This window comes from Paenarthrobacter sp. NPDC089714 (genome assembly GCF_044748905.1).
GTDB lineage: Bacteria > Actinomycetota > Actinomycetes > Actinomycetales > Micrococcaceae > Arthrobacter.
On sequence record NZ_JBIVGX010000009.1, the window covers coordinates 52,973 to 76,473 of the forward strand.

At 63.6% G+C, this 23,501-nt stretch carries 25 protein-coding genes and 3 tRNA genes; 10 read left to right on the plus strand and 18 right to left on the minus strand.

Annotation, left to right across the window (positions count from 1 at the left end; translation table 11 throughout):
* Window position 1: 1 nt before the first annotated feature.
* Together ACIPY3_RS15605 and ACIPY3_RS15610 are read right to left on the minus strand one after the other, a co-directional pair.
* Window positions 2-1,021, minus strand: coding sequence for a carbohydrate ABC transporter permease (locus ACIPY3_RS15605; protein WP_397326219.1), 1,020 nt, complete (start codon window positions 1,019-1,021; stop codon window positions 2-4).
* Between the two features lie 86 nt (window positions 1,022-1,107).
* Window positions 1,108-2,400, minus strand: a complete 1,293-nt coding sequence (locus ACIPY3_RS15610) for an ABC transporter substrate-binding protein (protein ID WP_397326220.1) — start codon at window positions 2,398-2,400, stop codon at window positions 1,108-1,110.
* 256 nt (window positions 2,401-2,656) lie between these two features.
* On the opposite strand from ACIPY3_RS15610, the gene ACIPY3_RS15615 reads away from it, so the two are divergent.
* Complete coding sequence (locus tag ACIPY3_RS15615) at window positions 2,657-3,061, plus strand: multiprotein-bridging factor 1 family protein (RefSeq protein ID WP_400335494.1); 405 nt, start codon at window positions 2,657-2,659, stop codon at window positions 3,059-3,061.
* On the opposite strand, the gene ACIPY3_RS15620 is transcribed toward ACIPY3_RS15615, so the two are convergent.
* From ACIPY3_RS15620 to ACIPY3_RS15655, 8 genes are all read right to left on the minus strand, one after another.
* A complete protein-coding gene (locus ACIPY3_RS15620; protein ID WP_400335496.1) occupies window positions 3,058-3,771 on the minus strand; it encodes a DNA alkylation repair protein in 714 nt (237 codons plus the stop codon). The genes ACIPY3_RS15615 and ACIPY3_RS15620 overlap by 4 nt on opposite strands.
* A 284-nt stretch (window positions 3,772-4,055) precedes the next feature.
* A complete protein-coding gene (locus tag ACIPY3_RS15625) occupies window positions 4,056-4,391 on the minus strand; it encodes a hypothetical protein (RefSeq protein ID WP_400335498.1) in 336 nt (111 codons plus the stop codon).
* Between the two features lie 173 nt (window positions 4,392-4,564).
* On the minus strand, window positions 4,565-5,176 hold the full coding sequence (locus tag ACIPY3_RS15630; protein ID WP_400335500.1) for a hypothetical protein: 612 nt from the start codon (window positions 5,174-5,176) through the stop codon (window positions 4,565-4,567).
* Window positions 5,173-5,823: a DUF6286 domain-containing protein gene (locus ACIPY3_RS15635; RefSeq protein WP_400335502.1), complete on the minus strand. Its 651-nt coding sequence runs from the start codon at window positions 5,821-5,823 to the stop codon at window positions 5,173-5,175. The genes ACIPY3_RS15630 and ACIPY3_RS15635 overlap by 4 nt, the downstream gene beginning before the upstream one ends.
* The gene (locus ACIPY3_RS15640; RefSeq protein WP_400335504.1) at window positions 5,820-6,200 is read right to left on the minus strand and encodes a hypothetical protein; all 381 of its coding nucleotides are present in this window, start codon (window positions 6,198-6,200) and stop codon (window positions 5,820-5,822) included. The genes ACIPY3_RS15635 and ACIPY3_RS15640 overlap by 4 nt, the downstream gene beginning before the upstream one ends.
* Window positions 6,197-6,388, minus strand: a complete 192-nt coding sequence (locus ACIPY3_RS15645) for a DUF2273 domain-containing protein (protein WP_021471114.1) — start codon at window positions 6,386-6,388, stop codon at window positions 6,197-6,199. The genes ACIPY3_RS15640 and ACIPY3_RS15645 overlap by 4 nt, the downstream gene beginning before the upstream one ends.
* A complete protein-coding gene (locus ACIPY3_RS15650; RefSeq protein ID WP_400335507.1) occupies window positions 6,385-6,831 on the minus strand; it encodes an Asp23/Gls24 family envelope stress response protein in 447 nt (148 codons plus the stop codon). Before ACIPY3_RS15650 ends, ACIPY3_RS15645 begins: the two co-directional genes overlap by 4 nt.
* Before the next feature lie 105 nt (window positions 6,832-6,936).
* Entirely contained in the window at window positions 6,937-7,398 is a 462-nt protein-coding gene (locus tag ACIPY3_RS15655) for a hypothetical protein (protein WP_400335510.1), read from the minus strand.
* A 295-nt stretch (window positions 7,399-7,693) separates the two neighbouring features.
* Between ACIPY3_RS15655 and ACIPY3_RS15660 the strand changes: the two genes are divergently transcribed.
* From ACIPY3_RS15660 to ACIPY3_RS15670, 3 genes are all read left to right on the plus strand, one after another.
* Window positions 7,694-8,332 carry a DUF6318 family protein gene (locus ACIPY3_RS15660; protein WP_400335513.1) on the plus strand — a complete coding sequence of 213 codons (639 nt, stop codon included), beginning with the start codon at window positions 7,694-7,696 and terminating at the stop codon, window positions 8,330-8,332.
* Between the two features lie 229 nt (window positions 8,333-8,561).
* Window positions 8,562-9,296, plus strand: coding sequence for a hypothetical protein (locus tag ACIPY3_RS15665; RefSeq protein ID WP_400335516.1), 735 nt, complete (start codon window positions 8,562-8,564; stop codon window positions 9,294-9,296).
* 315 nt (window positions 9,297-9,611) lie between these two features.
* Complete coding sequence (locus ACIPY3_RS15670; RefSeq protein ID WP_400335519.1) at window positions 9,612-9,911, plus strand: DUF4193 domain-containing protein; 300 nt, start codon at window positions 9,612-9,614, stop codon at window positions 9,909-9,911.
* Between the two features lie 145 nt (window positions 9,912-10,056).
* Here ACIPY3_RS15670 and ACIPY3_RS15675 read toward each other — a convergent pair whose 3' ends face one another.
* Both ACIPY3_RS15675 and ACIPY3_RS15680 read right to left on the minus strand, forming a co-directional pair.
* Entirely contained in the window at window positions 10,057-10,884 is an 828-nt protein-coding gene (locus ACIPY3_RS15675) for a glycerophosphodiester phosphodiesterase (protein ID WP_400335521.1), read from the minus strand.
* Window positions 10,885-10,913: 29 nt separating this feature from the next.
* Window positions 10,914-11,663: an MgtC/SapB family protein gene (locus tag ACIPY3_RS15680; protein ID WP_400335523.1), complete on the minus strand. Its 750-nt coding sequence runs from the start codon at window positions 11,661-11,663 to the stop codon at window positions 10,914-10,916.
* Window positions 11,664-12,066: 403 nt separating this feature from the next.
* Between ACIPY3_RS15680 and ACIPY3_RS15685 the strand changes: the two genes are divergently transcribed.
* The 3 genes from ACIPY3_RS15685 to ACIPY3_RS15695 are packed head-to-tail and all read left to right on the plus strand — an operon-like array spanning window position 12,067 to window position 15,287.
* Window positions 12,067-12,987, plus strand: a complete 921-nt coding sequence (locus tag ACIPY3_RS15685) for a carbohydrate ABC transporter permease (RefSeq protein WP_400335744.1) — start codon at window positions 12,067-12,069, stop codon at window positions 12,985-12,987.
* Window positions 12,984-13,865, plus strand: a complete 882-nt coding sequence (locus ACIPY3_RS15690; RefSeq protein ID WP_400335526.1) for a carbohydrate ABC transporter permease — start codon at window positions 12,984-12,986, stop codon at window positions 13,863-13,865. Before ACIPY3_RS15685 ends, ACIPY3_RS15690 begins: the two co-directional genes overlap by 4 nt.
* 60 nt (window positions 13,866-13,925) lie before the next feature.
* Window positions 13,926-15,287 (plus strand): ABC transporter substrate-binding protein, encoded by a 1,362-nt coding sequence (locus ACIPY3_RS15695; protein WP_400335529.1) that lies wholly within the window; start codon window positions 13,926-13,928, stop codon window positions 15,285-15,287.
* Between the two features lie 121 nt (window positions 15,288-15,408).
* Here ACIPY3_RS15695 and ACIPY3_RS15700 read toward each other — a convergent pair.
* The 3 genes from ACIPY3_RS15700 to ACIPY3_RS15710 all read right to left on the minus strand — a co-directional run bounded on the left by ACIPY3_RS15700 (window position 15,409) and on the right by ACIPY3_RS15710 (window position 15,763).
* Window positions 15,409-15,484 (minus strand) — tRNA-Phe (locus ACIPY3_RS15700).
* Window positions 15,485-15,532: 48 nt separating this feature from the next.
* Window positions 15,533-15,606 (minus strand) — tRNA-Asp (locus ACIPY3_RS15705).
* Window positions 15,607-15,690: 84 nt separating this feature from the next.
* Window positions 15,691-15,763 (minus strand) — tRNA-Glu (locus ACIPY3_RS15710).
* Between the two features lie 235 nt (window positions 15,764-15,998).
* Here ACIPY3_RS15710 and ACIPY3_RS15715 point away from each other — a divergent pair.
* On the plus strand, window positions 15,999-16,985 hold the full coding sequence (locus tag ACIPY3_RS15715) for a DMT family transporter (protein WP_400335532.1): 987 nt from the start codon (window positions 15,999-16,001) through the stop codon (window positions 16,983-16,985).
* Window positions 16,986-17,010: 25 nt separating this feature from the next.
* On the opposite strand, the gene ACIPY3_RS15720 is transcribed toward ACIPY3_RS15715, so the two are convergent.
* Together ACIPY3_RS15720 and ACIPY3_RS15725 are read right to left on the minus strand one after the other, a co-directional pair.
* On the minus strand, window positions 17,011-17,934 hold the full coding sequence (locus tag ACIPY3_RS15720) for a carbohydrate kinase (protein ID WP_400335535.1): 924 nt from the start codon (window positions 17,932-17,934) through the stop codon (window positions 17,011-17,013).
* On the minus strand, window positions 17,931-19,010 hold the full coding sequence (locus ACIPY3_RS15725) for a LacI family DNA-binding transcriptional regulator (protein ID WP_400335537.1): 1,080 nt from the start codon (window positions 19,008-19,010) through the stop codon (window positions 17,931-17,933). The genes ACIPY3_RS15720 and ACIPY3_RS15725 overlap by 4 nt, the downstream gene beginning before the upstream one ends.
* A gap of 116 nt (window positions 19,011-19,126) precedes the next feature.
* Between ACIPY3_RS15725 and ACIPY3_RS15730 the strand changes: the two genes are divergently transcribed.
* Both ACIPY3_RS15730 and ACIPY3_RS15735 read left to right on the plus strand, forming a co-directional pair.
* Complete coding sequence (locus ACIPY3_RS15730) at window positions 19,127-19,627, plus strand: metallopeptidase family protein (RefSeq protein ID WP_400335539.1); 501 nt, start codon at window positions 19,127-19,129, stop codon at window positions 19,625-19,627.
* 10 nt (window positions 19,628-19,637) lie between these two features.
* Window positions 19,638-20,558: a cation diffusion facilitator family transporter gene (locus ACIPY3_RS15735; RefSeq protein WP_400335541.1), complete on the plus strand. Its 921-nt coding sequence runs from the start codon at window positions 19,638-19,640 to the stop codon at window positions 20,556-20,558.
* Here ACIPY3_RS15735 and ACIPY3_RS15740 read toward each other — a convergent pair.
* Window positions 20,555-23,488: a PEP/pyruvate-binding domain-containing protein gene (locus ACIPY3_RS15740; protein ID WP_400335544.1), complete on the minus strand. Its 2,934-nt coding sequence runs from the start codon at window positions 23,486-23,488 to the stop codon at window positions 20,555-20,557. The genes ACIPY3_RS15735 and ACIPY3_RS15740 overlap by 4 nt on opposite strands.
* Window positions 23,489-23,501 lie beyond the last annotated feature (13 nt).

Here is a 23,501-nt window from a genome sequence, read left to right on the forward strand (position 1 = left end):
GTCACTTCGCCTTTCCGGACGATGACGCGGCATCGACCGCGTTGGCCCCTAGGAATCTCACAAAGATAAAGGCCACAAGGAAGATGACTATGAAGGTGATGGTGGATAGCGCCGCCGCCGAATTGAATCCTTGCCTGATTTGTTGGACCACCAGGATGGACAGGGTGGTGGTGCCGTTGGCGCCACCGGTCATGATGGCAGGAAGGTCGTACATACGGAGGGCGTCCAGCACACGGAACAGGATGGCGACCATGAGCGCCGGCCTCACCAACGGAAGGGTGATCAGGCGGAAGCGCTGCCACGTGGACGCACCGTCCACCTTGGCGGCCTCGTAGACCTCGTCCGGGATCAGTTGCAGGCCTGCCAGGATCAGCAGTGCCATGAAGGGTGTCGTCTTCCAAACATCCGAAATGATGATGGCCCATTTGGCGGGCCATTCAGAACCGGTCCAAAGGATCTGGGTGCCGAACAGTTTGTTGGCGATGCCTTCGAAAGCGAAGATGAAGAACCAGAGCTTGGCCGTGACGGCCGTCGGGATGGCCCACGGAACCAGCACGGCTGCACGGATCAGGCTGCGGCCACGGAAAGCGCGGGCCATGATGATGGCCATCCAGAAGCCGAGCACCGTTTCAAAGGCAACGGTGACCACGGTAAAGAAGAACGTGGTCCCCATGGAGTCCCAGAATTGGGCGCCCAGGGTGCCCGGAGGACACGCGACCGCTCCGCCTCCTGGCGCGGTACATTGCTGCGCCAGCCAGTGAACGTAGTTGTCAAAGCCGGCGGGACCACCCTCGGAGAAGAATCCGGTGGCGGGGTCCAGGCCGGAATCCTTTTGGAACGACATGATGATGGCGTTGACCACCGGATAGATGATCACGATCGCCAGGAGGATCAGTGATGGAGCCAGGAGCGTGGAGGCCCAGCGTCCCTGTGTTACTTGCTTGCGGTCCGCGCTTTCGCGCCCGGGCATCTTGTGTTCGGCAGCCGACGTCGTCTGCGGTTTTTGTAGTTCTGTTGACATGACAAGACTCCTGTCAGAGAGAAGGCCGTTGCCGGAGTCCGGCCGTCCGCCCTTGAGGGCAGACGGCCGGACGAGGGCCGGGGTGGCTACTTGGCTCCGGCCGACTCAATTGCCGACTGCATGTCGGAGATGGCCGAGTCCACGGTCTTCTCACCCTTGAGCGCTGCATAGGCGTTGTCCTGGACGGCCTTGGTGACGGCCGGGTAGAACGGCGTCACGGGACGCGGAACAGCGTTCTCGATGGACGTCTTAAGGACCGGCAGGTATGGCAGCTTGGTGACCAGTTCCTGATCGTCGTACAGCTTGGTCAGGACCGGGGCAAGGGAGCCCTGGGTGGCGTAGAAGCGCTGGGTCTCTTCGCTGGTGATGTACTTGATGAAGTCCGCAACGGTCGCCTTGTTCTTGGAGTAGACACTCATGGCGATGTTGTGACCACCCAGCGAGGAGGCACCGGGGCCGTCCTTGCCCGGAAGGGGAGCCATCTTGAAGGTGTCCTTCACCGTGGAGGAACCGTCGGTCTTGGCCAGGTTGTAGACGTACGGCCAGTTGCGGAGGAAGAGGAGCTTGCCGGCTTCAAACGCCTGGCGTCCTTGCTCTTCCTGGAAGGTCACGGCCTCGGTGGGGATGTTTCCGTCCTTGTAAGCCTGGACCAGGTTGTTGAGGCCCGCCTTGGCTTCGGCGGAGTTGACGGCCGCCTTTCCGGAATCGTCCACGATCTTGCCGCCGGCGGAGTTGATGGCTTCTGCCGCGTTAACCGTCAGGCCCTCGTACTTGGCGAACTGGCCCGCGTAGCAGCCAATGTTGTTCTGCTTGGCGATATCGCACATCTTCATCATCTCGTCCCAGGTCTTGGGCGGGGTGGTGACGAGGTCGCCGCGGTAGTACAGGATACCGCCGTCCGAGCTCTGCGGAGCTGCGTACAGGGTTCCGTTGTAGGTGGCGCTCTTGACGGTGGATTCGAGCATGCCGTCAGTTGAGATGGCAGTCTTGTCCTTGAGAGGCTGCAGCCAGCCCTTTGCCGCGAATTCAGCAACCCAGATGAGGTCGACGCTCATGACGTCGTAGTTGGCGTTCTTCGCCTGGAAGTTCTGGACGAGGTCGTCGTGCTGCTGGTCAGCCTGGTCCGACTGCTCCTTGAACGTCACCTTCTCGTTCGGGTGTGCGGCGTTCCACTTATCGATGAGGGGGCGGACAACGTTGCTGTTGTCCTTGCCCTGCACATACGTGATCGGCCCGCGGCCGTCGAGGTTGTTGGCTGCGTCGCCGCTCGCACCGCCGGTGCTCGAGCCGCCGCCTCCGCCCCCGCCGCCACACGCGCTGAGGGACATGGCAAGGACTCCGGCGATCGCTGCCGGAAGAAGGTACTTCTTCGATTTCATGCTGGGAACTCCTCGGTGAGTGGACCAGGTAATTTCCGCGATGCGGTTGATGTGGTGAGGCTCACACTAGCGAGGTACACCGACGCAATGCAAGCGCTTACACCGAAGTTAATCACAACGATACCAAGCAGCCTGATTGCTGGGGATTTTGGTAGGCGCACGCCCGCGCGATAGCACCGTCGGCGGCGTACAGGCGAGTCCGAGACGACAAAGTTCGATTTGATTGCCCAAGGTTGCCTATGGAACAGTGGGAAGCGTGGATGAATTCGAAGCACTCCAGACCATCGGCCGCCTCATCAAGGAAGAACGGCTGGCCCAAGGGCTGAGTCAAGTGCAGTTGGCCAAGCAGGCCGGAACCGCCATCAAGACCGTGCGCACCCTCGAATCGGGCACGCGACGCACCCAGGAGATCAACCAGCGCAAGCTTGAACACGCCCTGGGTTGGCGTGCGGGCTCAGTGTCCGAGGTCCTCAAAGGCAAATCCACGTTCGCGCCGGACCAGATCACTCCGGACGATATGCGGAGCAGCGACGGCGCCCGCCCCCTGGCCAATCCCTACATCGGCATACCGGCCGCACCCATCGCCAAGGCAGCCCACCTCAGCGATGAGGAACTCCTCGCCGAACTGACCTACCGCATGATGCAGCGCACCAGGGACTAAAGTGACTTCCGGCGCACCATCTCGTTGATCCAGCTGGGCGCGAAGGGGGAGGTGCAGTTCGGCGGCGTCGGATAATCCTTGAGGACCTCCAGCCGCTCTCCGATATCCAGCGCCCTGGGCCGATGTTCCGCGTGCTCGATCCCGATCTGGGCCAGGCAGGTGTTCATGGCCCACTGCAGGCGTGGAGAAGCAACTTTCATATCCTGCTCAATGATGTCCAGGAGACGCTCAAGCTTTAGGTCCCCGGGTGACTTGACCACACATTCGGAAGTCAGCGCCCACCCTGCGCTGGCGACCACAGGGTCAGGATCGTCGAACCATTCCCGGCGCAACTCCTCGGCGTGGGGACTCTTCTTCACCACGTAGTTGACCAGCCAGTCCTGCACCTTCGGCGTCCGCGCGGCACGCAGCATTGCGTCCAGCTCTTCGCGCTCGAAGGCCTTTGGCCGGCAAATCAGCAGCGCCAGCAACTTCGCAGCCGTATCGTCCGTGGCCCAGAGATCCCGCGCAAGTTCCTGCTGGGTCTTCAACCGCTTGGCTACCGCGCGCAGCTTGCTGAGATTGACGCCGTGATCGTCGCCGTGCTTCTCATTGACCTCGCGTGATCGCGGATCCTCAAGCGCCGCAAGTTCCGCCATTACCTCGGCCACGACGGCGGCATGCGCCGGGGATGCGGGCGAAGTCGCACCGGCCACCGTTGTTCCGGCCATCCCTGGCCTCCTGTTCATGAAGTTTGTGGGTCCCAGCCTACTGGGAGCGTCGGTAGGCGGCGGTGGCATGGAGGCAGCGGGAGGTGCTCAGGCATCGAGGCAGCGAGGCTGCGTCAACGCACTGGCACGCCAGCGCACTGACACACCGTTAGCGTACGTGCCTCACCGGGATAACGTACAGGCCTCACCGGGACGGGTCAGCCCACCCGCAAACGCACGACGGCGGCCCATCGCCCCCGGGATTCCCGTTGACCATGGACCGCCATCATTCCGGACGGTGCGGCTTACTTTTCGCCCTTGAACAATCCGGCAATCTTGGAACCAAGTCCCTTGACGTTTTCGGCTACGTCGCCAGCGATTTCCTTTGACTTTTCAGCCACATCGCCTGCGAGTTCCTTCGCGTTTTCCCCGACATCGCCCGAGAAGAATTCCTTCACGTTTTCTGCAGCATCCGTGGCGAATTCCTTCACATTTTCAGCGGCATCTCCAGCGAATTCCTTCACATTCTCCACTGCATCGCCCGCAAATTCCTTGGCATTCTCCAAGGCCTCGCCACCGAATTCCTTGGCGTTTTCCGCAGCGTCTCCTGCTGCCGCTGCTCCCGTGGTTTCTTCACTCATGGTGTTCTCCTCTGTGACGGTTGGAACGAGGACCACGCACGGCTGACGTTCACTCCGGGCCGGCCTCAACGTGCCAAGGGAGCCTTTCCCCCTGCCCTTTCAAACTATGGGCAAAAACAGCGGCTTGGCAACGCCGGACCCCATCAACGCAACAATCGTCCGCCGGGCCAGGCTCAGCGGACCCGCTCTGCCTTGGTAAACCGCGCCCGTGCCCCGGAAACCATATGTACCAACACAGGCGTCTTTTTTCCGATGACCAGATCCAAGGCCTCAACCATTTGGGAGATTTCCGCGGCCAGGATATGGGGAGCCACGCCTTGCCGGGGCTGAATCCGGATCCGTAATCCCGGCTGGCCCTTCACCTCATACGTAGCCACGGACGAGCCGGCAAGGTCCGTGCGTTCCGCCAAAGCCGCACGCAACGCCTGCTCCGCTACGCCCCCGCCAATCCGGACCGACCCCGGAACGTGGCTGTCGTCGTCGCCCGTCACCAAAAGGTTCGCGCGCCCTTTGCCCTGTTGCGAGAGCCAGGCGACCATGACCGCAATCACCACAACCAGGACCAGGCCCGCGACAATCCACAGCCAGCTTTCCTCGCGACCTGGGAACCGCGTTTGGCGGAAGGCCTCTTCGGCTCCGGCCCAGGCGGAGGCCGCCCAGCCGTGCCACCAGGACGCCACCGCGGGAACGGTGGCCAAGAGAACCAGCAGCAACCCAATGGCCAGAAGTTTGGCCCCAATGATGAAAAGCAGCACCCGGTTCAGCGCCCGCGGTGTTCCGTTCATGCGCCGATCACCCCCGAGGTCCCCAGGTTCACCCGGACATCCGGCATGGGCACCGGCGACATTTCTTCGAGTTCGGCCCGTACCGCCGAAAGGACCGCCTCCTCGCTGACCCGGCTACCCGACGTCGGCCTGACATTCACCACAACCAGCCGCTGCGACACCACCACCATCACCTGTTCAGGAGTGACGTTGGCGGCCGCCCGCGCGCGGCGGGCCAACGCCGAGGCCAGGACTTCGTCGTCAACCACGACGGCGATCCGCGGGTCCCGGAGCAAATGCCTCGCCCGCCTGCCAGGCAGCAGGGCATGAAGGAAGAAGAACAAACCAACCATGGCGATCACGGCACCGGCGGCACCAAGGAGGAGCGGCTGCATCCCGGCGGGAAGGGCGATGATGCGTTCGGCGGCCGTCCCGGGATCGATCAGCCACGGGGGCTGTCCCACCGCACGCACGCCGGATTCCAAAAGCGCATAGACGCACAGCAGGATCACCAAGACCGCCGCAATCCCTGCCGCTCCAGCACGGGACGAGTGCGTTTCCCGGCGCAAGATCCTGCCCATGGCCGGGTCTTCGCCAGCCACGGTCTGACGCGGATCAGTCGGGTTTACGTCCTGTGGTAGGAGCCCTGTTTCCTGGTCCTGGGTCACTGGACCCGGCCTCCTTCCGTGACCTGCGCGCCGCTGATCCTTATATCCACACGGCTCAACTGGGAGCCGCTGAGCTGTGTGACGCTGTCCAGCACCTTCGCTTTGGCAGAGACAGCACGGTCCCAGATCGAACCACCAAATCCTTGGACCCGTTGGGGCTGGCGCAGTACTTCACTCAAAGAAGGCACGCTGATAGGTGCCACGATGGACAAAGCCAGCAGGCCGTCGTCGTCCGACCAGTCTGCGCGGATGTCGCCGGGGGCGACACCAAGCGCCTCAGCGGCCGCAGCTTGGGCCAACGATGTCAGAGCCTGGGTACTGATCCGGTTGTGGCCGGCCAGGCTGGTGGTGGGTTCCACAGCCTCAGCCACGCTCATGACGACGAGCGCCGGCCCGTAATGGCGTCGAGGACGCTGCGGAGATCGAGCTTGCCGTCCGCCGCGCGTCCCAGAAGGGCGCCGATGCCCATGAAGAGCAAGGAAATGACGAAACCCCAGAACCCAAACTGGAAGGACATGAACGCCACGAAAGCTCCGATGGCGATGCCCACCACGGTCATGCTCATTGGAGTGCCTCCCTCTCCACCGATCCTGTCCTGGCTCCCGCAGGCTTTGGCGGCGGAGCAATGTAGACGTCGGTGACCTCGATGTTCACTTCGATGACCTGCAGGCCCACCAGTTCTTCGACGGCGCGGTAGACCGCGGCCCGCACCTGGTTGGCGACGCCGTGGAGCGGGTGTCCGTAGACCGCCACCAGGTTGATGTCCACGGCAACCTGGGTCTCGCCAACTTCGGCGCGGACGCCGGCAGCGTGGTCCGAACTGCCAACAGCGTCCCGGATGGCGCCGAGGGCACGCGATGGACCCGAGCCCAGGGAATAGACGCCGGGAACGGCCCGGGCGGCTATGCCCGCCACTTTGGCGACGGCGGCCTCGGAGATGATGGTGCGTCCGGTTCCCAGGACCTCTGCCTCGGGCACAGGATCCAGCCGCAACTCCTGACCTGGCACGCTCTGATCTGACAAATGATCTGACACGGAGCACTCCCCTTCTCTTGAATACCACCCTAGCGCCTGCCTCCGACGCTTTGTGAGAGAAGGGAGTGCGCGGCGCAGCTACTTGCAGTTCTTATCCATCCAGTCCTCGATCGGCTTCATCAGTTCCTCGAACTCGGGTTCCCCGTACTTGCTGAAATCCGTGCCTGCCGACTCCGTAAAAGCCCGCAGCTTTTCGAAACTCGGTTTCAGTTCATCGGGCACTTTGTCCTGCATTTGGGATAGTTCCTGCTTGGCCTTTTCAATGTCCTCCGGCTTGCCGCCAACCAAGGCCGCCAGCGGAAGGAGCGTCACGCTCAACATGGCAGCGCTGACGGAAATACAGGCTTCGGACAATGACGTGAATTCACCGTAGGGGCCGTTGGCTGAACCCGTGCCGGCGCCGGTACCCGTGGTTGGGCTGGTGGAAGGAACCCCCACCGAGGGGGCAGCACTCGGTTGGGCCGACGCGCTGGTGGTTGGTGTGGGTGTAGGGATGGGCAGCGGGAACGCGCAGGCACTGAGGGCCAGCGCAGTCCCCACAAGAATTCCAAGCAATTTCGACGTACGTGACCTACTGATCGTGACCATGGTGTCCCCCGTTTGGATGTGTGCGATGACGAACAGGCGAGGCAAGACTACGCCAGCCCACGTGCACTGACCAGAGCCGGGTTATCCACATACCCGCTTTTCCGGGATGAGTCCCTGAGCGCGGCCTGCCTAGACTGGCCAGCACTACGCCACAACAGCCGCTGGGGAGCCTGTCATGCCACACCATTCCTTTGCCCAATTCCTGCCTGCCCAGGGATCTCTCTGGATCCGAACTACCGTCTTGGCAGTGTCCGCAGTGCTGCTCTTGGGCGGCTGCCAAGGCGGCACCCCTTCCGAAACAAGCACGACGACGGCGCCGCCCACCTCAGGCTCCTCGGCGCCGGGCTCTTCGTCGCCGGGGACGCCCGCGCCCGGCACTGCGGGGGCCTCAACTGCAGGTAGGCCCACGCCGTCCGGCGTGTACAAGCCAGCGGATGCGACGGGCAAGGCCCAGAACGTGCCGGTGCCGGTGATGCCCGCCTTGGCGAAGGAGAACTCGAAGGAGGGGCTGGAGGCGTTTATCCGGTATTGGTACGCGCAACTCTCCTACGTCGACGAGACCGGTGACATGTCGGGCTGGCTTCCCCTGTTTGTGCAGGAGTGCAGGCTTTGTCTGGGACTTCGGGAATCCGGGGATGACGGCTACCGGAACGGGCGATGGTTATCCGGTGGGCGGATTACCGTTGCCACTGTGGAGCACCAATGGATCGACGGGGCGACGCGACAGTGGTCCAAGGTGCAGGTAATTCAGGATGCAATCGACTATCACAACCCTGATGGCAGCGCCGGGCGGGCCCGATCCGAAGCATCAAATGACGCCTTCGCACTGTTTGCTACATACGGAGATAACCGATGGACGGTGGTAGACCTTGGCGTCATCGCGTAAGCCAGGGATCGGCCGTCCACGCTCGCTGGTTACTCTTTCAATCGTTCTGGCGACAGTTCTCACATCGATAGGCCAAATTGCCGCAGCTGACGACGTGTGGGCGGTAAACAACGCTGGCGATCGAGGTATAGATCTGGGCGTTCGTTTCCATATCGATCCTGAGAGCGGCCAATTGCGCCCAAGCGTGTCGTCGGACACGCAAGAAGGGGCCGAGGATCCTAACCAGTACATGGCCGACACTCACTGCCGCGCCGACGGTCCTGACACCATTGATCCAGGCTGCCTCGCTTTGACGTGTCCCCCGTCGAGCACCAGCAGTGCAGCAGGGGTACCGGTGATCTGGAAGGAAGCACCACGGTCCATCACCAACCCGGGCTGGACCGATTGGGTCCCCGTCAGCGGTCCCACCTGTCTCTACGCCGCAGAACCCCAGAACGTCCTGGCCGATATTGCAGCCCGGATCCTCACCGACTTCCAACAACTCCCCGTCAACCCAGGAACCCTCGAAGCCCAACCCTTCCCCAACACCCTCAAAGGCGGACCCACCAACTTCTACACCACCACCACCGAACAGCAATTCGACACCACCATCCTCGGCCAACACGTCCACCTCACCGCCACCCCCACCACCCACACCTACACCTTCGGCGACGGCACCACCCTCGGCCCCACACCAGCCACCGGCTACCCCACCCCCGCCAACACCTGGCTCACCACAGAAACCCGCACCAGCCACACCTACACGGCCACCGGCAACTACCCCACAACCCTCACCACCACCTACACCGGAACCTACTCCGTCAACAACGGCCCACCCCTGCCCATCAACGGAACCCTCACCCTCACCACCACACCCAAAACCATCCACGTCTTCAAAACAGAAACAGCCCTCGTCGCCGACACCTGCGAACAAAACCCCCACTCCTGGGGCTGCCCCGGCACAAACACCCCAACCAAGCACTAACGAAGCCGGCACCACCGGAAACCAACACCACCGAAAAAGCCCGCACCACTCACGCCCCCCACAGTCACCCCGCACCGCCACCACCAACATTGGCCCCCAAACGCGCCCAGAACGCGGGAAAGACCCACCAACCGGGCCCAAAGTAGGTCGCGAAGGAACACCGGCGCGGGACCTCAGCCCGGCCTGATGCGAGACAGAGACACCCGAAGGGCCGCATCGCAAACTACTGCAGGACTTGCCTAAATCATCAGCATGCTTACAATGAACACCGAGCCGACACATCGGCTCGCCCGAACGTTGAAAAGGAGCGCAGTCATGGCAACGGATTACGACGACCTGCGTCCAGAGGTCAAAGAAGCCCAGGAACAATCCCTCGAGGCACTTCAGACGGCGAAAGCCCCCACTGCGATGACCGCAGTCCTGGAAGTAGAGGAAAGCGACGAGGCAGACTCCAACGGTCCTGCCGGCGAATTCATCGCCGAGGAGCTGATCGTCAACGTCGTCCCGGCGCAAGAGGACGAATTCACCTGCTCTTCATGCTTCCTGGTCCACCACCGGTCACAGATCGCGCGGGAAAAGGGCGGGTTGCTCTACTGCACGGAGTGCGAGGGTTAGGCGGATCGCGGCTCCATCGGCCGGAGGCAGGCTTCCGGCCGCCGTTGATTCCCGCCGGCCAACTCCAGTCGATGCTGGTTCCCTCCACCGGCCGCCCACTTTCCAGCGATCCTTCCAGCGAGGCCTATCCCTGCTAAACGAGCCCCTACCAAAGGCGCCCGGACTCAAGCATGGGCAGGGCGATGGGCCGGGAAACCGGCAATTCCAGCCCCAGCCCGGCCAAGGATTCGCGGGCCATTGAGACGTCGTTAACGCACACGCCTTCCACACCCAGACCCACGGCCTCGACGATCTGCTGGGCCGTGACCAACGTCCACGGATACACGGCAAGGCCAGCGGTGTGTGCCCTGGCCACGAGTTCGGAAGTGAGAAGCCCGACTTCCGGCGCTACCGCAGAGGCGCCTGTCGCAAGCGCGGCCTCGATCAGGGCGAATGGCTCAAACGGATACAGCCCCAGAGACGCAATGGCGACCTCCCGACACAGAGCCACCATGGGGATACCCGGGAGCATCGCGGCCATGGCGCGGATGATCTGCGGATCGAAGCTGCGGACACGAAGTGCCTGTTCGTGCTCGTGGGCCTTCAACACCTTGGCCAGGGCAGCCACCATCGTCTGGCCGTAGTCGTTCCAGGGGGCATTGTCAGTCTTCACCTCGATGTCCAGGACCACTTCCCCAGCCCCGGCAAAACGCAGGAGGGCCAGCAGTTCCTCGAGGGTGGGCGTCCTGGACTCCACGTCAACCGAGGTTGTCGTGGCAGCGTGAATCTCCACCGCGGCCTCCCGCAGCAAGGCCTCCCGGATGTCGAGGGAACCGACCACGGCATCATGGCGGAGCGCCAATTGCCCGTCGGCCGTGAGCCAGATGTCCACCTCGATGGCACCCACCCCCAGCCGCAGTGCTTCGACGAATCCGGCCAAGGTGTTTCCGTGCCGCGTCGCGAGGACCCCGCGATGCCCTTGAATTTCAATCATGGGTCTCTCCTTAGAGCGAAGGGATTCCACTATTCGGCCTCGTCAACCAAGGAGACCTCGGTGACGGAGCCGAGCTGCGAAAGCCTGCTGACGATGGTGGACGGAGCCGCGGAGCCTTCGATTTCGAGTTCAATCTCGATGAATTCGGCGGTAATCGTTGCTTCATCCCGCTGTATAAGTCGCTCAACAACACGTTTCGTTTCGCCGGAACCGCGGGTGGTTGTAAATCCCTGTACCTGGAAGCCCTCTTCCGTGCAGGTGCTGAGCACATCGCGAAGCGCCCCCACTCCATCAAGGTAGGTGACGCGCAGTACCCACCGGCCTGGTAAACCGAAGCGCAATTTCCGGGACATCACGGGGTAGGCGTACACAATGACAAAGTGCGCCGCCGTCACGAAGACTGCGGGCCACACCAGCCCTGCCCCGGCCGACGTTCCCACGGCCGCCGTGACCCAGATGGACGCCGCCGTGGTGAGTCCGCGCACTTGGTTGCGCCGCACAAACACCAGGCCGGCCCCAATGAAGCCGATGCCCGAAACCACTTGTGCAGCGAGCCTTGAGGGGTCCAGCCGCACAAGGTCCACCATCAGCACGTCACTGAACCCGTACTTGCTCACCACCATGAACAAGGCAGCACCGAGGCCCACCATGGCGTGGGTTCGCATGCCTGCGGACTTATTCTTGCTCTGGCGTTCGAAACCAATCGCAGTGGACAGCAGCAGCGCTACCGCGAGGGCCACGCACATCTGCCACCATTGGGTTTCCGCACTGAAAATCAATCTCTGCTCCTGTTCGGAATTTCGACCAAGAGCCCTTTTCTGTGGCGTGACCGTCCAAGCCGGAACCCAGGGGCTGGAGGAATTCCAGGACGTCGCGCACAGTTCTTGAAAAATCCACGCTTGATAGATTTGTAAGGACATTAGCACATTGAAGCCAGTGCTCTGGCAGTAAGGCCTTCACCGGCATCTTGCGCATCGAGCGCGCAGTCTGTAGCTTGGCACAAGACAAAAGGTTAGATTGTCCGGTCAAATGCCCCTTTGATCCTTTCCAGCCTCGTTAATCGCTGCCCCCAGACGGCAAGGACAATGAAGTCAGAGGTCTGTGGTGAGCGTTGTTGACGCAAATCATGGGGGCAAAAGTGGGCCCCCATCGTCCGGCAAAAGTGGCAGGGCAGATCCCGGGATAGCCGGGGGCCATCCGTCGAGTCCCCCCAAGAACCGCCGTTGGAATGGACGGACGCGCCGCGATGCCTGGACCTTCGTCCTGTTCGCAGCCCCCAACGTGATCCTCATCGTGCTGTTTACCTACCGCCCGCTGCTAGCCAACTTCTATTTCTCCACCTTGGACTGGACCCTGGGCGCCGCAAACGCCACCAGTGTTGGCCTGGGGAACTATGTGGAATTCTTTTCGTCCTCGGACGCTCCAACAGTCCTGGGCACCACAGCCATCTTCACCGCGATCACAGTGGGCGGGGCCATGGCTCTGGGACTCCTGATCGCGCTGGCCCTCAACCAGAAACTCAAGGGGCGCACGTTTGCCCGGGCCGTGGTGTTTGCCCCGTATGTGCTCTCCGGCGTTGGCGTCGGCCTGGTGTGGCTCTTCATTTTCGATCCCACCTACGGAGCGCTGTCCTGGTTCCTCCGCTCCTTGGGCCAAGCCAGTCCACAGTGGGTCAACGACCCCAAACTGGCCCTGGTCATGGTGATCGTGGTGTACGTCTGGAAGAACCTTGGCTACTGCGCCGTGGTGTATCTTGCAGGACTCCAGTCAATCCAGCCCCAACTGATGGAGGCCGCCGCACTGGACGGAGCCTCGAGTTTCCGGCGTTTCCGTTCAATCGTTGTCCCGCTCCTGTCCCCCACAACGTTCTTCCTGCTGATCACCTCGTTGCTCAGCTCCCTGCAGGCCTTCGACATCATCAGGATCATGACGCCGTCCGGAAACGGGACCAGCACGTTGATTTTCGAGTCGTACCTGCAAGCCTTCGGTTCTTACAACAGGGCGGGGTATTCAGCCGCCATCTCCGTGGTCCTGTTCCTTGGCCTGCTGGTCATGACGGCGGTCCAATTGCGGTTCGTCGAGCGAAAGGTCCATTACTCATGAGCGCCCCATCCGCGGACGTCTTCCAGGAACGGACCAGGCCCCTGTCCTGGCAAAACCTCGGAAAGACCATTGCTGCCGGCTACATTCCCCTCATCCTCGCCACGCTGGTGGTCTTCGTCCCCCTGCTGTGGATGATGTTGTCCTCGCTCAAGGAACCCGGCGAGATTGTCACCACGGACTTGGCGATTCTGCCCAGGAATCCGAACCTGCAGAACTACGTGGAAGCAACATCCACCGTTCCGTTCCCGCGGTTCTTCCTCAACAGCGTGATCGTGACCGCCGTCGGCTCAACGCTCAAGTGCGTCTTGGCCGTGTTCACGGCCTACGCGTTGGTGTTCATCAGGTTTCCCTTCAAGCGGGTCATCTTCCTGCTGATCCTCGTGGCCCTCATGGTTCCGCCGCAGGTTTCCGTCCTGCCCAACTATGTGTTGATCGCCAGCATGGGCGGGCTGAACACGTATTGGGGCATCATCCTCCCCGGCTTGGGAACGGCATTCGGGACGTTCCTGTTGCGCCAGCATTTCCTGACCTTGCCACCGGCCATCCTGGAATCCGCGGAAATCGATGGTGCCGGACACTGGCGGAAGTTGTGGCAGATCGTTGTCCCGGTCTCGGTGCCCAGCATTGCCACCGTGGCATTGGTGACCATCGTCTCGGAGTGGAACGAGTACATCTGGCCGCTGATCGTCACCGACCACCCTGACATGATGACGCTCCCCGTCGGCCTCACCCAGCTGGTGAACAGCGAGGGCAGCACCCAGAACTGGGGCATGCTCATGGCCGGCGCCGTGATTGTCCTGGTACCAATCCTGATCATCTTCGCCGCGCTCCAAAGGTACATCGTCTCCGGCCTGACCCAGGGGTCAGTCACCGGCTAAGGCAGCAGGACCACAGCATCTCGCAACAGAGCCATTACCCAACAGAAAGGCAGCCTCAGCATGTCCACCCCACTTTCACGCAAGCAATTCCTCAGTGTCGCGGGAGCAAGCTTCGGAACGCTGGCCCTCGCCGCATGCGCGGGCCCATCAACCACCGGCGGTTCAGCCAGCACCGCGGCGTCCACCGATTGGTCCAAGGTCAAACCTGCGAGTTCCATCAGCTTCATGTCCAGCCACCCGGGCAAGTCCCGGGATACCGAGTTGAAGCTCATTGAGGCCTTCCAGAAGGCGCACCCGGACATCAAGGTAAACCTCATCACGGGCGGAGCGAACTATGAGGAAGTAGCGCAGAAGTTCCAGACAGCGCAGGCCGGCAACGATGTCCCCGATGTTGTAGTGGCCTCGGACGTCTGGTGGTTCCGGTACGCAATGTCCGGCGCCATCCTCCCCATCGACGGCCTCCTGCAAGCGGCAAAAGCAAGCACGTCCGACTACGTCGCCGGGCTGATCTCCGACTACAAGTACGACAACAAGCAGTGGGCCGTGCCGTACGCGCGCTCTACCCCGCTGTTCTACTTCAACAAAGACCACTTCAAGGCGGCCGGTGTCCCTGAAGAGGCACCCAAGTCCTGGGAAGAGTTCGCGGGGTGGGCTACCAAGATCAAGTCCGCCAACGCGGGCCAGGCCGGTTACCAGAATGCGTACCAGTACCCCGCGATTGCAGGCTACGCCGGGTGGACCCTGCAGAACGTCCTGTGGGGCTTCGGCGGCGGGTGGTCCAAGGAGTGGGACATCACTACGGACTCCGAAGCCTCAATCAAGGCCCTCCAATGGGTGCAGGACTCGATCGTGAAGGACTCCTGGGCCGGCGTCTCGTCCAAGAACGCCATCACGGACCTCCAGGCAGGCGCGGTCAGTGCCACCATCAGCTCTTCGGCGGACCTCGCTGCGACCCTCAAGGCGGCAAAGGAGGCCAACATGCGGATCGGCGTCGGCTTCCTTCCGGGCGGTTCGGTGAGCCAGTCCCCCGTGTGCCCCACCGGCGGCTCGGGCCTGGTGATTGCCAGCAAGACCTCTCCGGAACGGCAACTGGCCGCGGCACTGTTCATGACCTTCGTCACCAATGCGCAGAGCACGGCCACCTTGGCGGCGGCCACAGGCTACGCACCCGTGGCCGAGGGCGCCGATATTTCGCCCATCCTGAGCCAAACCCCCGAGTTCCAAACCGTGGTGGACCAGCTGAAGGCCACCAGGACCCAGGACTACGCCCGCACGTTCCTCCCGGGCGGCGACCAGGAACTGGCGAAGGCCGCTACCAAGATCATGAACGAGAAGGCGGACGTCAAGGCAACGCTGACCGATCTCAAGGGAGCGCTGGAGTCCATCTACACCAAGGACGTGAAGCCGAAGCTCAAGTCATAGGGATAAAGCACGACGTCGGCATCCAGAGCGGGTGCCGACGTCGCCCCTTAATCCCTGACCGGAGACAAACAAACAGTTAAAAGAAGAAAAGCACCAGCTCCGAAGAACTGATGCTTCCCAGTGGTGGCTCCGACCGGCGTCGATCCGGTGACCTTTCGATTTTCAGTCGAACGCTCTACCAACTGAGCTACAGAGCCTAGGTGACAAGTCACCTTGAGAACCGGAATTTCTTCCGGCGCTCAGAGCGACCCTGACGGGACTTGAACCCGCGACCTCCGCCGTGACAGGGCGGCGCGCTAACCAACTGCGCTACAGGGCCTTGCTTTGCAGTATCGCTACCGCGTTTTTTCCAAGGCTTCTAGCTTACCAGACTTTTTCTGTCCGATTTACCACTTGCCTTGCGTACCCCCAACGGGATTCGAACCCGTGCCGCCGCCGTGAAAGGGCGGTGTCCTAGGCCGCTAGACGATGGGGGCCTGAACTCAATTCGAATTTCGCAACAGGAAACAACGCATTACGCGTTCTTTTCTGCTCTCGCTCGTCCGAACTGGACTCTAAAACTTTAGAGCATGGACGGCCATATTCCAAAATCGAGAACGGTGTGACCTCGAACACCTACTAAATGGGGCCTTTCAAACATTGGCAGTTTCTTGCCGTGAAGCGTCCGAAAACCGCCAGCCCTGCCGCCTTCCGCAGGACTAGATTGGCCCTATGACATCCACCCCGGCCGGACCAGGCCAGCCCACCCAGGGCCTCAAGCGCACCATCCCCGCGCCAGCAGCCTCCATCAGCAAGTCCGGCATCGCCGCCGTCATCGTCACTGTCGTCCTGTGGGCGTCGGCGTTCGTCGGCATCCGGGCCGTTGGCCCCAGCTTCTCCCCCGGCTCCTTGACGCTCGGACGGCTGGCGGTTGCCGCCGTCGTTCTTGGACTCGTGGTGCTGCCCGGCCTCAAGGTGTGGCCGCAAGGCCGCGAATGGCTGCCGATCGCGGCCTACGGGGTGATGTGGTTCGGCGGTTACAACGTGGCGCTCAACGCCGCGGAGCACATGCTGGACGCCGGAACCAGCGCCATGCTGATCAACGTGTCGCCGATCCTGATCGCGGTCCTCGCCGGCGTCATCCTCAAGGAAGGCTTCCCGCGGTGGCTGCTGATCGGCAGCGCCGTGGCTTTTGGCGGGGTGGCGATGATTGCCCTCGGTTCCGGGCAACGCTCGACGGCGGACGTCGCCGGTGTGCTCTTGTGCTTGCTTGCCGCGGTGCTCGCCTCAGTCAGCGCGATCCTGCAGAAGCCCGTCCTGCGGAAATTCACGGCAGGGCAGGCGACGTGGTTCGGCATCATGATCGGGGCGGTGTGCTGCCTGCCCTGGACCGGCCAACTGATCGGCGAAATCCAGACGGCCCCGGTGCCCGCAACACTGGGCCTGGTGTACCTGGGGATCTTCCCCACGGCCATTGCCTTCACCACGTGGGCCTACGCACTGTCCCTGATCCCGGCGGGGAAGCTGGCTGCAACCACCTACCTGGTTCCGGGCACCACCATCCTGATTTCGTGGGCCCTGCTCCAGGAAGTGCCCACCGTCTGGGGACTCGCAGGCGGCGTTGTGTGCCTGGTGGGCGTCGCCCTGACCCGACGGAACCCCCGAGCGAAAACTACCCTGCGCACGTCCAAGGCCAGGACGCGCGCAGGGCACGGATAGGCAAACACACCAAGGAAGCAGGAGCCTAGCGGGCCATGCCTGCCAACAGTTCGCGGTGCGTGGGCGGGTTGGCGCCCGGTCGGCCAACGGTGATGGACGCGGCCATGGACGCCGTGGTTCCGATCCGCTCGAGCACGGTGGGCGCCATCCCATCGCTGCCGCGCAGGAGCAGGCCCATGATGAGCGCGGACATGTACGAGTCGCCGGCGCCGATGGTGTCCGCGACGTCCGAGGGGATGGCCGGGACGTTGAGCTGCATCTGCCGGGTAGCCATGAGCGAACCGTTGGAGCCCTGCGTCACCACGGCGAGTCCCGTCCCGAGGGAGAGCAGGTGGCTGGCCGTGTCCTCCAGCGCCTTGCCCGGGTAGAGCCACTGCGCGTCGTCGTCGCTCATCTTCACCACGTCGGTGAGCGGCACCAGCTCCTCGAACAGGGTCAACGCCTCATGGTGGCTGCCTACCAGGTCCTTGCGGATGTTGGGATCGTACGTGACCATGCAACCACCCTGCGCCTGTTCCAGAAGGCTCCGGACCACACTGGCGCCCGGCTGCAGGAACGTGGCAATGGAACCGGTGTGCAGGATCTTCGGCGCGTACGGAAGCACCAAGGGAGACAGCGCCCAGTCGATGTCGAACGTGTATTCTGCGGAGCCGTCGGCTGCGATCTGGGCCGTCGCCGTCGCCGTCGTGCTCAGCGACTTGGAACCCGGCAGGAGCACCACGCCCGCGCTTTGCAGGTGCGTCGCGATGGCGTCCCCGCGCCGGTCCTTGCCAATGGCGGTCAGGAGGCCCGTCTTCACGTCCAGGCGGCCAAGCCCGTACGCGACGTTGGCGGGTGAGCCGCCGGGGTACTCCGTGCTCCCATCAGGCGATTCCACAATGTCGATGAGCGCTTCACCCACCACGACGACGTCGAGGGGTTCAGGCGCGAGGGAAGGGCTGGCGGTCATGCGGTTCCTGTTCGTTGGTTGGGGAGGTGCGGAGGCGCGGCCACGGAATGCCGGTCAACGAGGGGACATTCGAACAATTCAGTGTGGCCCGGGGACGGCGTACCGGCAAGGATCAGCTCCACGGCCCGCCTTCCCATGTCAATGAAGGGCAGTTCCAGGGTGGTCAGGCCCGGCCGCAAGTGCGGCGCGAGCGACTCCTGGTTGTCGAAGCCCACTACGGACACGTCGTCCGGCACGGTGAGCCCCAAGGACGCGAGCGCCTGGTAGGCACCCCACGCCGTGCGGTCGTTGCCGCAGAAAATCGCAGTTGGCGGCTGGTCCAGCGCCATGAGTTGGAGCGTCTCCCGGTGGCCACCGGCTTCCTGGCCGTCGCCCGCACGGTGGAGGTCGCCGTCGTAGGCTATGCCCGCCCCGGCCAGCGCCTGCCGGTACCCTTCAAGACGCCCGACGACGGCAGGGAGCCCGTCTTCAACCGCGCCAATGTTGATGAAGCCGATGCGGCGGTGGCCCGCGTCGAGAAGCTTCCTGGTGGCGGTATGGCCGCCCAGGACTTCCGACGGCGCGATGCTCGCGAACGTGCCGCTGCGGTCCCGGGCATTAAGCACGACGGCGGGAACCTCGCCCAGCGCGTCCGGGACATCCACTACCTGGTGGTACATGGACGCGTACACCACACCGGCAACCTTGTGGGACAACATGGCCTCAAGGGACGCCGCTTCGAGGTTCTTGTCGCCGCCGGTGTTGACCGTGAGCAGCAGCATCCCGGCTTCCCACGCGCGGGCTTGTGCTCCCTCGATGATCTTTCCGGCGAAGGGCGCGGTGGCCACGTGATCGCCCACGAAGCCGATCATCCCTGCCACCCCGTCACGGAGGACCTTGGCGTGGGCGTTGGTCCGGTAGCCCAGTTCCCGCGCCGCCTGATGAACCCGCAGCCGGGTTTCGTCCGAGACCCTGGCTCCCCCGGCATCGTTGAGGACCATGGACACCGTGGCCTGCGAAACCCCGGCGGCGGCCGCCACGTGGTGCATCGTGGGGCCGGAACCTGGGGTTCCAGGCCTGGTTCCATTGCGGGACATGGGGGACCTGACTGTGGTGGGAGTGGAGGTTTGGTTATACGCATAACCAAACCTCCAAAACAGTATCTGCCAACACATCCAGCGTCAATGCTCCCGGCGCGGACTAGAGTCGAACCATGCCCGCGAATCTTCCTCCCGGCCTTCCGATCGTTCCCGACGGCGACCGCCCCTCTTCGCCGCTGCCCTCGCTTCCGGCCCGCGAAGCCGTGCACAGCCCGGCCGAAGATTCCGGGCTGCCCCAGGGTGCACCGCTCGAGATGTCACCGGAGGAATTCGAGGCCGCCGTCAGCGACGCCTTGCAGTTGATTCCACCCAAAGCCGCGAGCGCCATGGACAACGTGGCGATCTTCATCGAGGACGATTACACCCCGCAACCCGGCGAAGATCCGGACACTGTGCTCCTTGGCTTGTACGAGGGCGTTCCCCTGACCGAACGCGATTCGTGGTGGGAAGCCGGTTCCCTGCCGGATCGGATCACCATCTTCCGCCAGCCGATCCTGGACATCTGCACCACCCGCGAGGAAGTCATCGATGAAGTGGCCATTACCGTGGTCCACGAGATCGCCCACCACTTCGGGATCGACGACGACCGCCTCCATGAACTCGGGTGGGGCTAGCCTTGTAGGCATGGGGCACGACCACAACCACTCCCACGGAGTCACAGCAACCGGCAAACACCGCAAGAGGCTTATCGCCGTCCTGGCCATCACCTTGGGGGTGGTGGGCATCCAGGTGGTTGGCGCCGTCGTTTCCGGTTCGTTGGCCCTGCTCGCTGACGCCGGCCACATGCTCTCCGACGCCGCCGGCGTGTTCATCGCCTTGATGGCAGCCTGGATCGCCACCCGACCGGCAAGCGACCAGCGCACCTACGGCTACCAACGCGCCGAAGTCCTTGCCGCCCTGGCCAACGCGCTGATCCTCATCGTCATCGCCGTGGTGATCATGATCGAGGCCATCCGCCGCTTTGGCGAGACTCCGGAGATCCATACGGACATCATGCTGGGGGCCGCGGTCCTGGGTGCCGTGGCCAACCTCGTCTCGCTCCTGGTCCTGCAAGGGGCACAGAAGGAAAGCCTCAACGTCAGGGGTGCCTACCTGGAGGTCCTCGGCGACCTGCTGGGCTCCATCGCCGTCATTGTGGCCGCTGTCGTCATCATGACCACGGGCTTCAGCGCCGCCGACCCCATCGCTTCCATGCTGATCTCGCTCATGATCATCCCCCGTGCCTGGCATCTGCTCCGCGACGTGGTTGACGTCCTTTTGGAGGCAACTCCCAAAGGCGTGGACGTCAACATGATCCGTGAACACATCCTCGCTGTGGATGGCGTGGTGGAAGCACATGACATCCACATCTGGACCATCACCTCCGGAGTGCCCGTGTTCTCGGCGCATGTGGTGGTGGAGGACGAGGTCCTGAATGCCAGTGGGGCGGACAGCATCCTGGACCAGTTGGGCTCCTGCCTGGGACGGCACTTCGATACCGAGCACTGCACGTTCCAACTGGAACCCGTGAGCCATTCAGAACACGAATCCCACCAACACGCCTAGCCTCCCGCCGGGATGATCGTCCCCGCGGCACCGTCCACCGTGATGGTTTGTCCCGTAGTGAGCTTGACCGTGGCATCAGGCACACCCACGACGGTCGGGATGCCGTACTCGCGGGCCACCACGGCGCCATGCGAATTGGGGCCACCCATTTCCATGACCAGCCCACCGGCGGTGAGGAACAGGGGCGTCCATCCGGGGTCCGTGGAGGGCGCCACCAGGATTTCCCCGGGCTCCAGATGCGCTCCGACGGGATCCATGATCACCCTCACGGGGGCCGTGACGATGCCTGCGGAAGCGGGGCTTCCGGTGAGCGATCCTGGCGCGCCCGGAGCGGTGACGAGAGCACCGGCAGCCTCCGGCTCCGTTCCGTCCGACAGCAGGACACGGGGAATGTGCCTGCGCCGCAGCTCAAGCCGGTAGGCCTCCCGGCGCTCGGCAACCACGTGCTGCAGGCCGGTCCCGGCAAGGGCGATCTCCACGTCGTTGAAGTCCAGGAAGAAGATGTCCAAGGCGTCGTCGAGCAGCCCCGCCTCCGCCAGGTCCTCACCCACCAGCACCAACTGCTCCCGGGCCGCGGCCAGGCCGAGGACCAGGTTGTACTTGGGGAGTTCCCGCATTCCCGCAAAACGTCGGGTCCGGTCCAGGGCCGCCCGCACGATTCCGGCGTGGACCGGGCTCTTGGCACGGGCCCGCGCCACCAGCCGGGACACGTGTTCTTCAGCCGCCCGGGCGGCGTCCTCGAATTGCCGGGCAGGGTCTCCGACCCCTGGCTCCAGGCGGAGGTAGTTCGCCACCACGCCAAGGATGTGGGTGGGGTCCTCTGACCAACGCGGCATGCCGAGGTCGATTTCCGCGACGGCGCGGTGTCCGTAGGCGGCCAGGAAACGGTCCAGGCCGGACTGGGAGCGCGGGGGAAGCATGCCGTTCTTGTAAGCATTGGTTAGCTCGGCCGCCGTCCGGGAGGCGAAGAACTCCTTGGCTTCGGGGTCCTGGCGGATCTTCGACGCCAGATTCCACAGTTCCAGATCCATCTCAGTGGTGACATTGTTGGGCAGTCCACGGATCACGGTTTGAAGTTCGTCATAGGACACGTCCGGTCCCAGGAGTTTGCGGACCAGAGCCAGCATGGCAAAGCCCACGGCGGGAAGCGGCAAGACCTGTGGCACGGTGGCGAAGATTCTCTGCCCCAGGATCTCCTCGACGCGCTGCAGCCGTTGGCGGCTCGTTGCCGTTTCCGGTGCTGCCAACGATTCCTGGAGACCCTGGTCAAGCCTGTCCACGCGCCGCATTGCCGCCGCCGGCCGGAACAGCGCCCGGAAAATGGTCTCGGGCACCCGGTACGCGGCGGCAACGGGTCCCACGTGCCGGATGAGCTTGAACGGCGTCCTGTTGGTGACAGCGAAACGGGGATCATCGCCGAGTCCACGGATCAGGGCAGCCGAGCGGGCTTCCATGATGTCGAAGACCCTGGGCACGATCAGCCGCCCTACCCTGCTGCGGAGCACGGACGTGACATCAAAGAAGATCCGCTGCCCTGCTTCGTAATACGGCGACGGCCCGGAACGCGGATGAGTCACGGCGAAGCGTGCTTTGCCCGCCACACAGGAGGCGATGAGGCGGATCCCGGCCAGTCCCATGGGTGTCAACGGACGGGTGAGTCCTTGGGCCAGGCTGAAGTTGAGGAAGGCGTGTTCTCCGGGAATGTCCGGCTTCCGCGTGGTTTGCGGATACAGGGTGGTGATGGGACGTGCCTGGGTGAGCCAGAGCTTTCCCTCCTGGTCGATGGCCCACTCGGTGTCCTGCGGAGCGTCGTAGTGCTCTTCGACCCGCTGGCCGAGCGCCGCCAACTCCTTGATCTGGACATCGCTGAGGCAGGGCTCCGGAGGTACCTCGGAGACGCCCTGTTCCACCCGTTCCGTGCCGCCGCCGGCCACGGAGCGGATTTCCACGTGCCTGTCACCGAGTGCGCGTTTCAGGATACGGCCGCCCTGCATGTCCACCACGTATTGGTCCGGGTTCACAGCCCCGGACACCACAGCCTCGCCGAGTCCGGGACTGGCGTCGATCACGGCTTCCCGACGGCGGCCGGTCACCGGATTCGCGGTAAACATCACCCCGGCGGTGGCTGACTGGACCATCTCCTGGACCACCACGGCCAAGGACACCGTGGAATGGTCGATGCCGTTGGTGGACCGGTAGCTGACGGCCCGGTCCGTCCAGAGGGAAGCCCAGCATTTACTGACGGCGTCCAGGACGGAATCCACGCCCACGACGTTCAGGAACGTGTCCTGCTGGCCCGCGAAGCTTGCGAAGGCGAGATCCTCCGCAGTTGCCGAGGACCGGACAGCGACCGGAACGTCGGTTCCCAAGGCCACATACGCGGCCTGTACCTCCTTGGCGACTTCCGGCGGAATCCCTGCCTCGAGGACCAAGGACCGGGCACGGGCCGCAAGGGAGTTGAGGCGGGCAGGGTCCGGGCCGGTCGGGGAGCCGTCGCGCACCGGCGTCGCGCCCGTCGGGGCACCGCCCGAAGCGGCAGGTTCCGGGCCGGTCGGGGAGCCGTCGCGCACCGGCGTCGCGCCCGTCGGGGCACCGCCCGAGGCGGCAGGTTCCGGGCCACCCGTGGCGTGGGCGCCCGTCGGGTCCGCGCCGGAAACCTCGGCCTCCATCGCCGCGAAGACCCCTTCCATTCCGGCAGACGCCAGCGAATGGCGGTAGGCCGCCGTCGTCAGGCAGAAGCCCGGAGGCACCGGCAGCCCGGCCGCCGACAGTTCACCGAGGTTGGCGGCCTTACCGCCAACATCCGCCAGCATGCCTGCCCGGATCTCCTCCAGCGGCAGGATGAACGCGGAGCCGCCAGCATCCTGCGGCGGCTCTTGTGCCCTTGCCTGCGGTTCCTTTTCCCGTGCGCCGGGAACCTGGCCGTCCATCGACCGGCGCCGT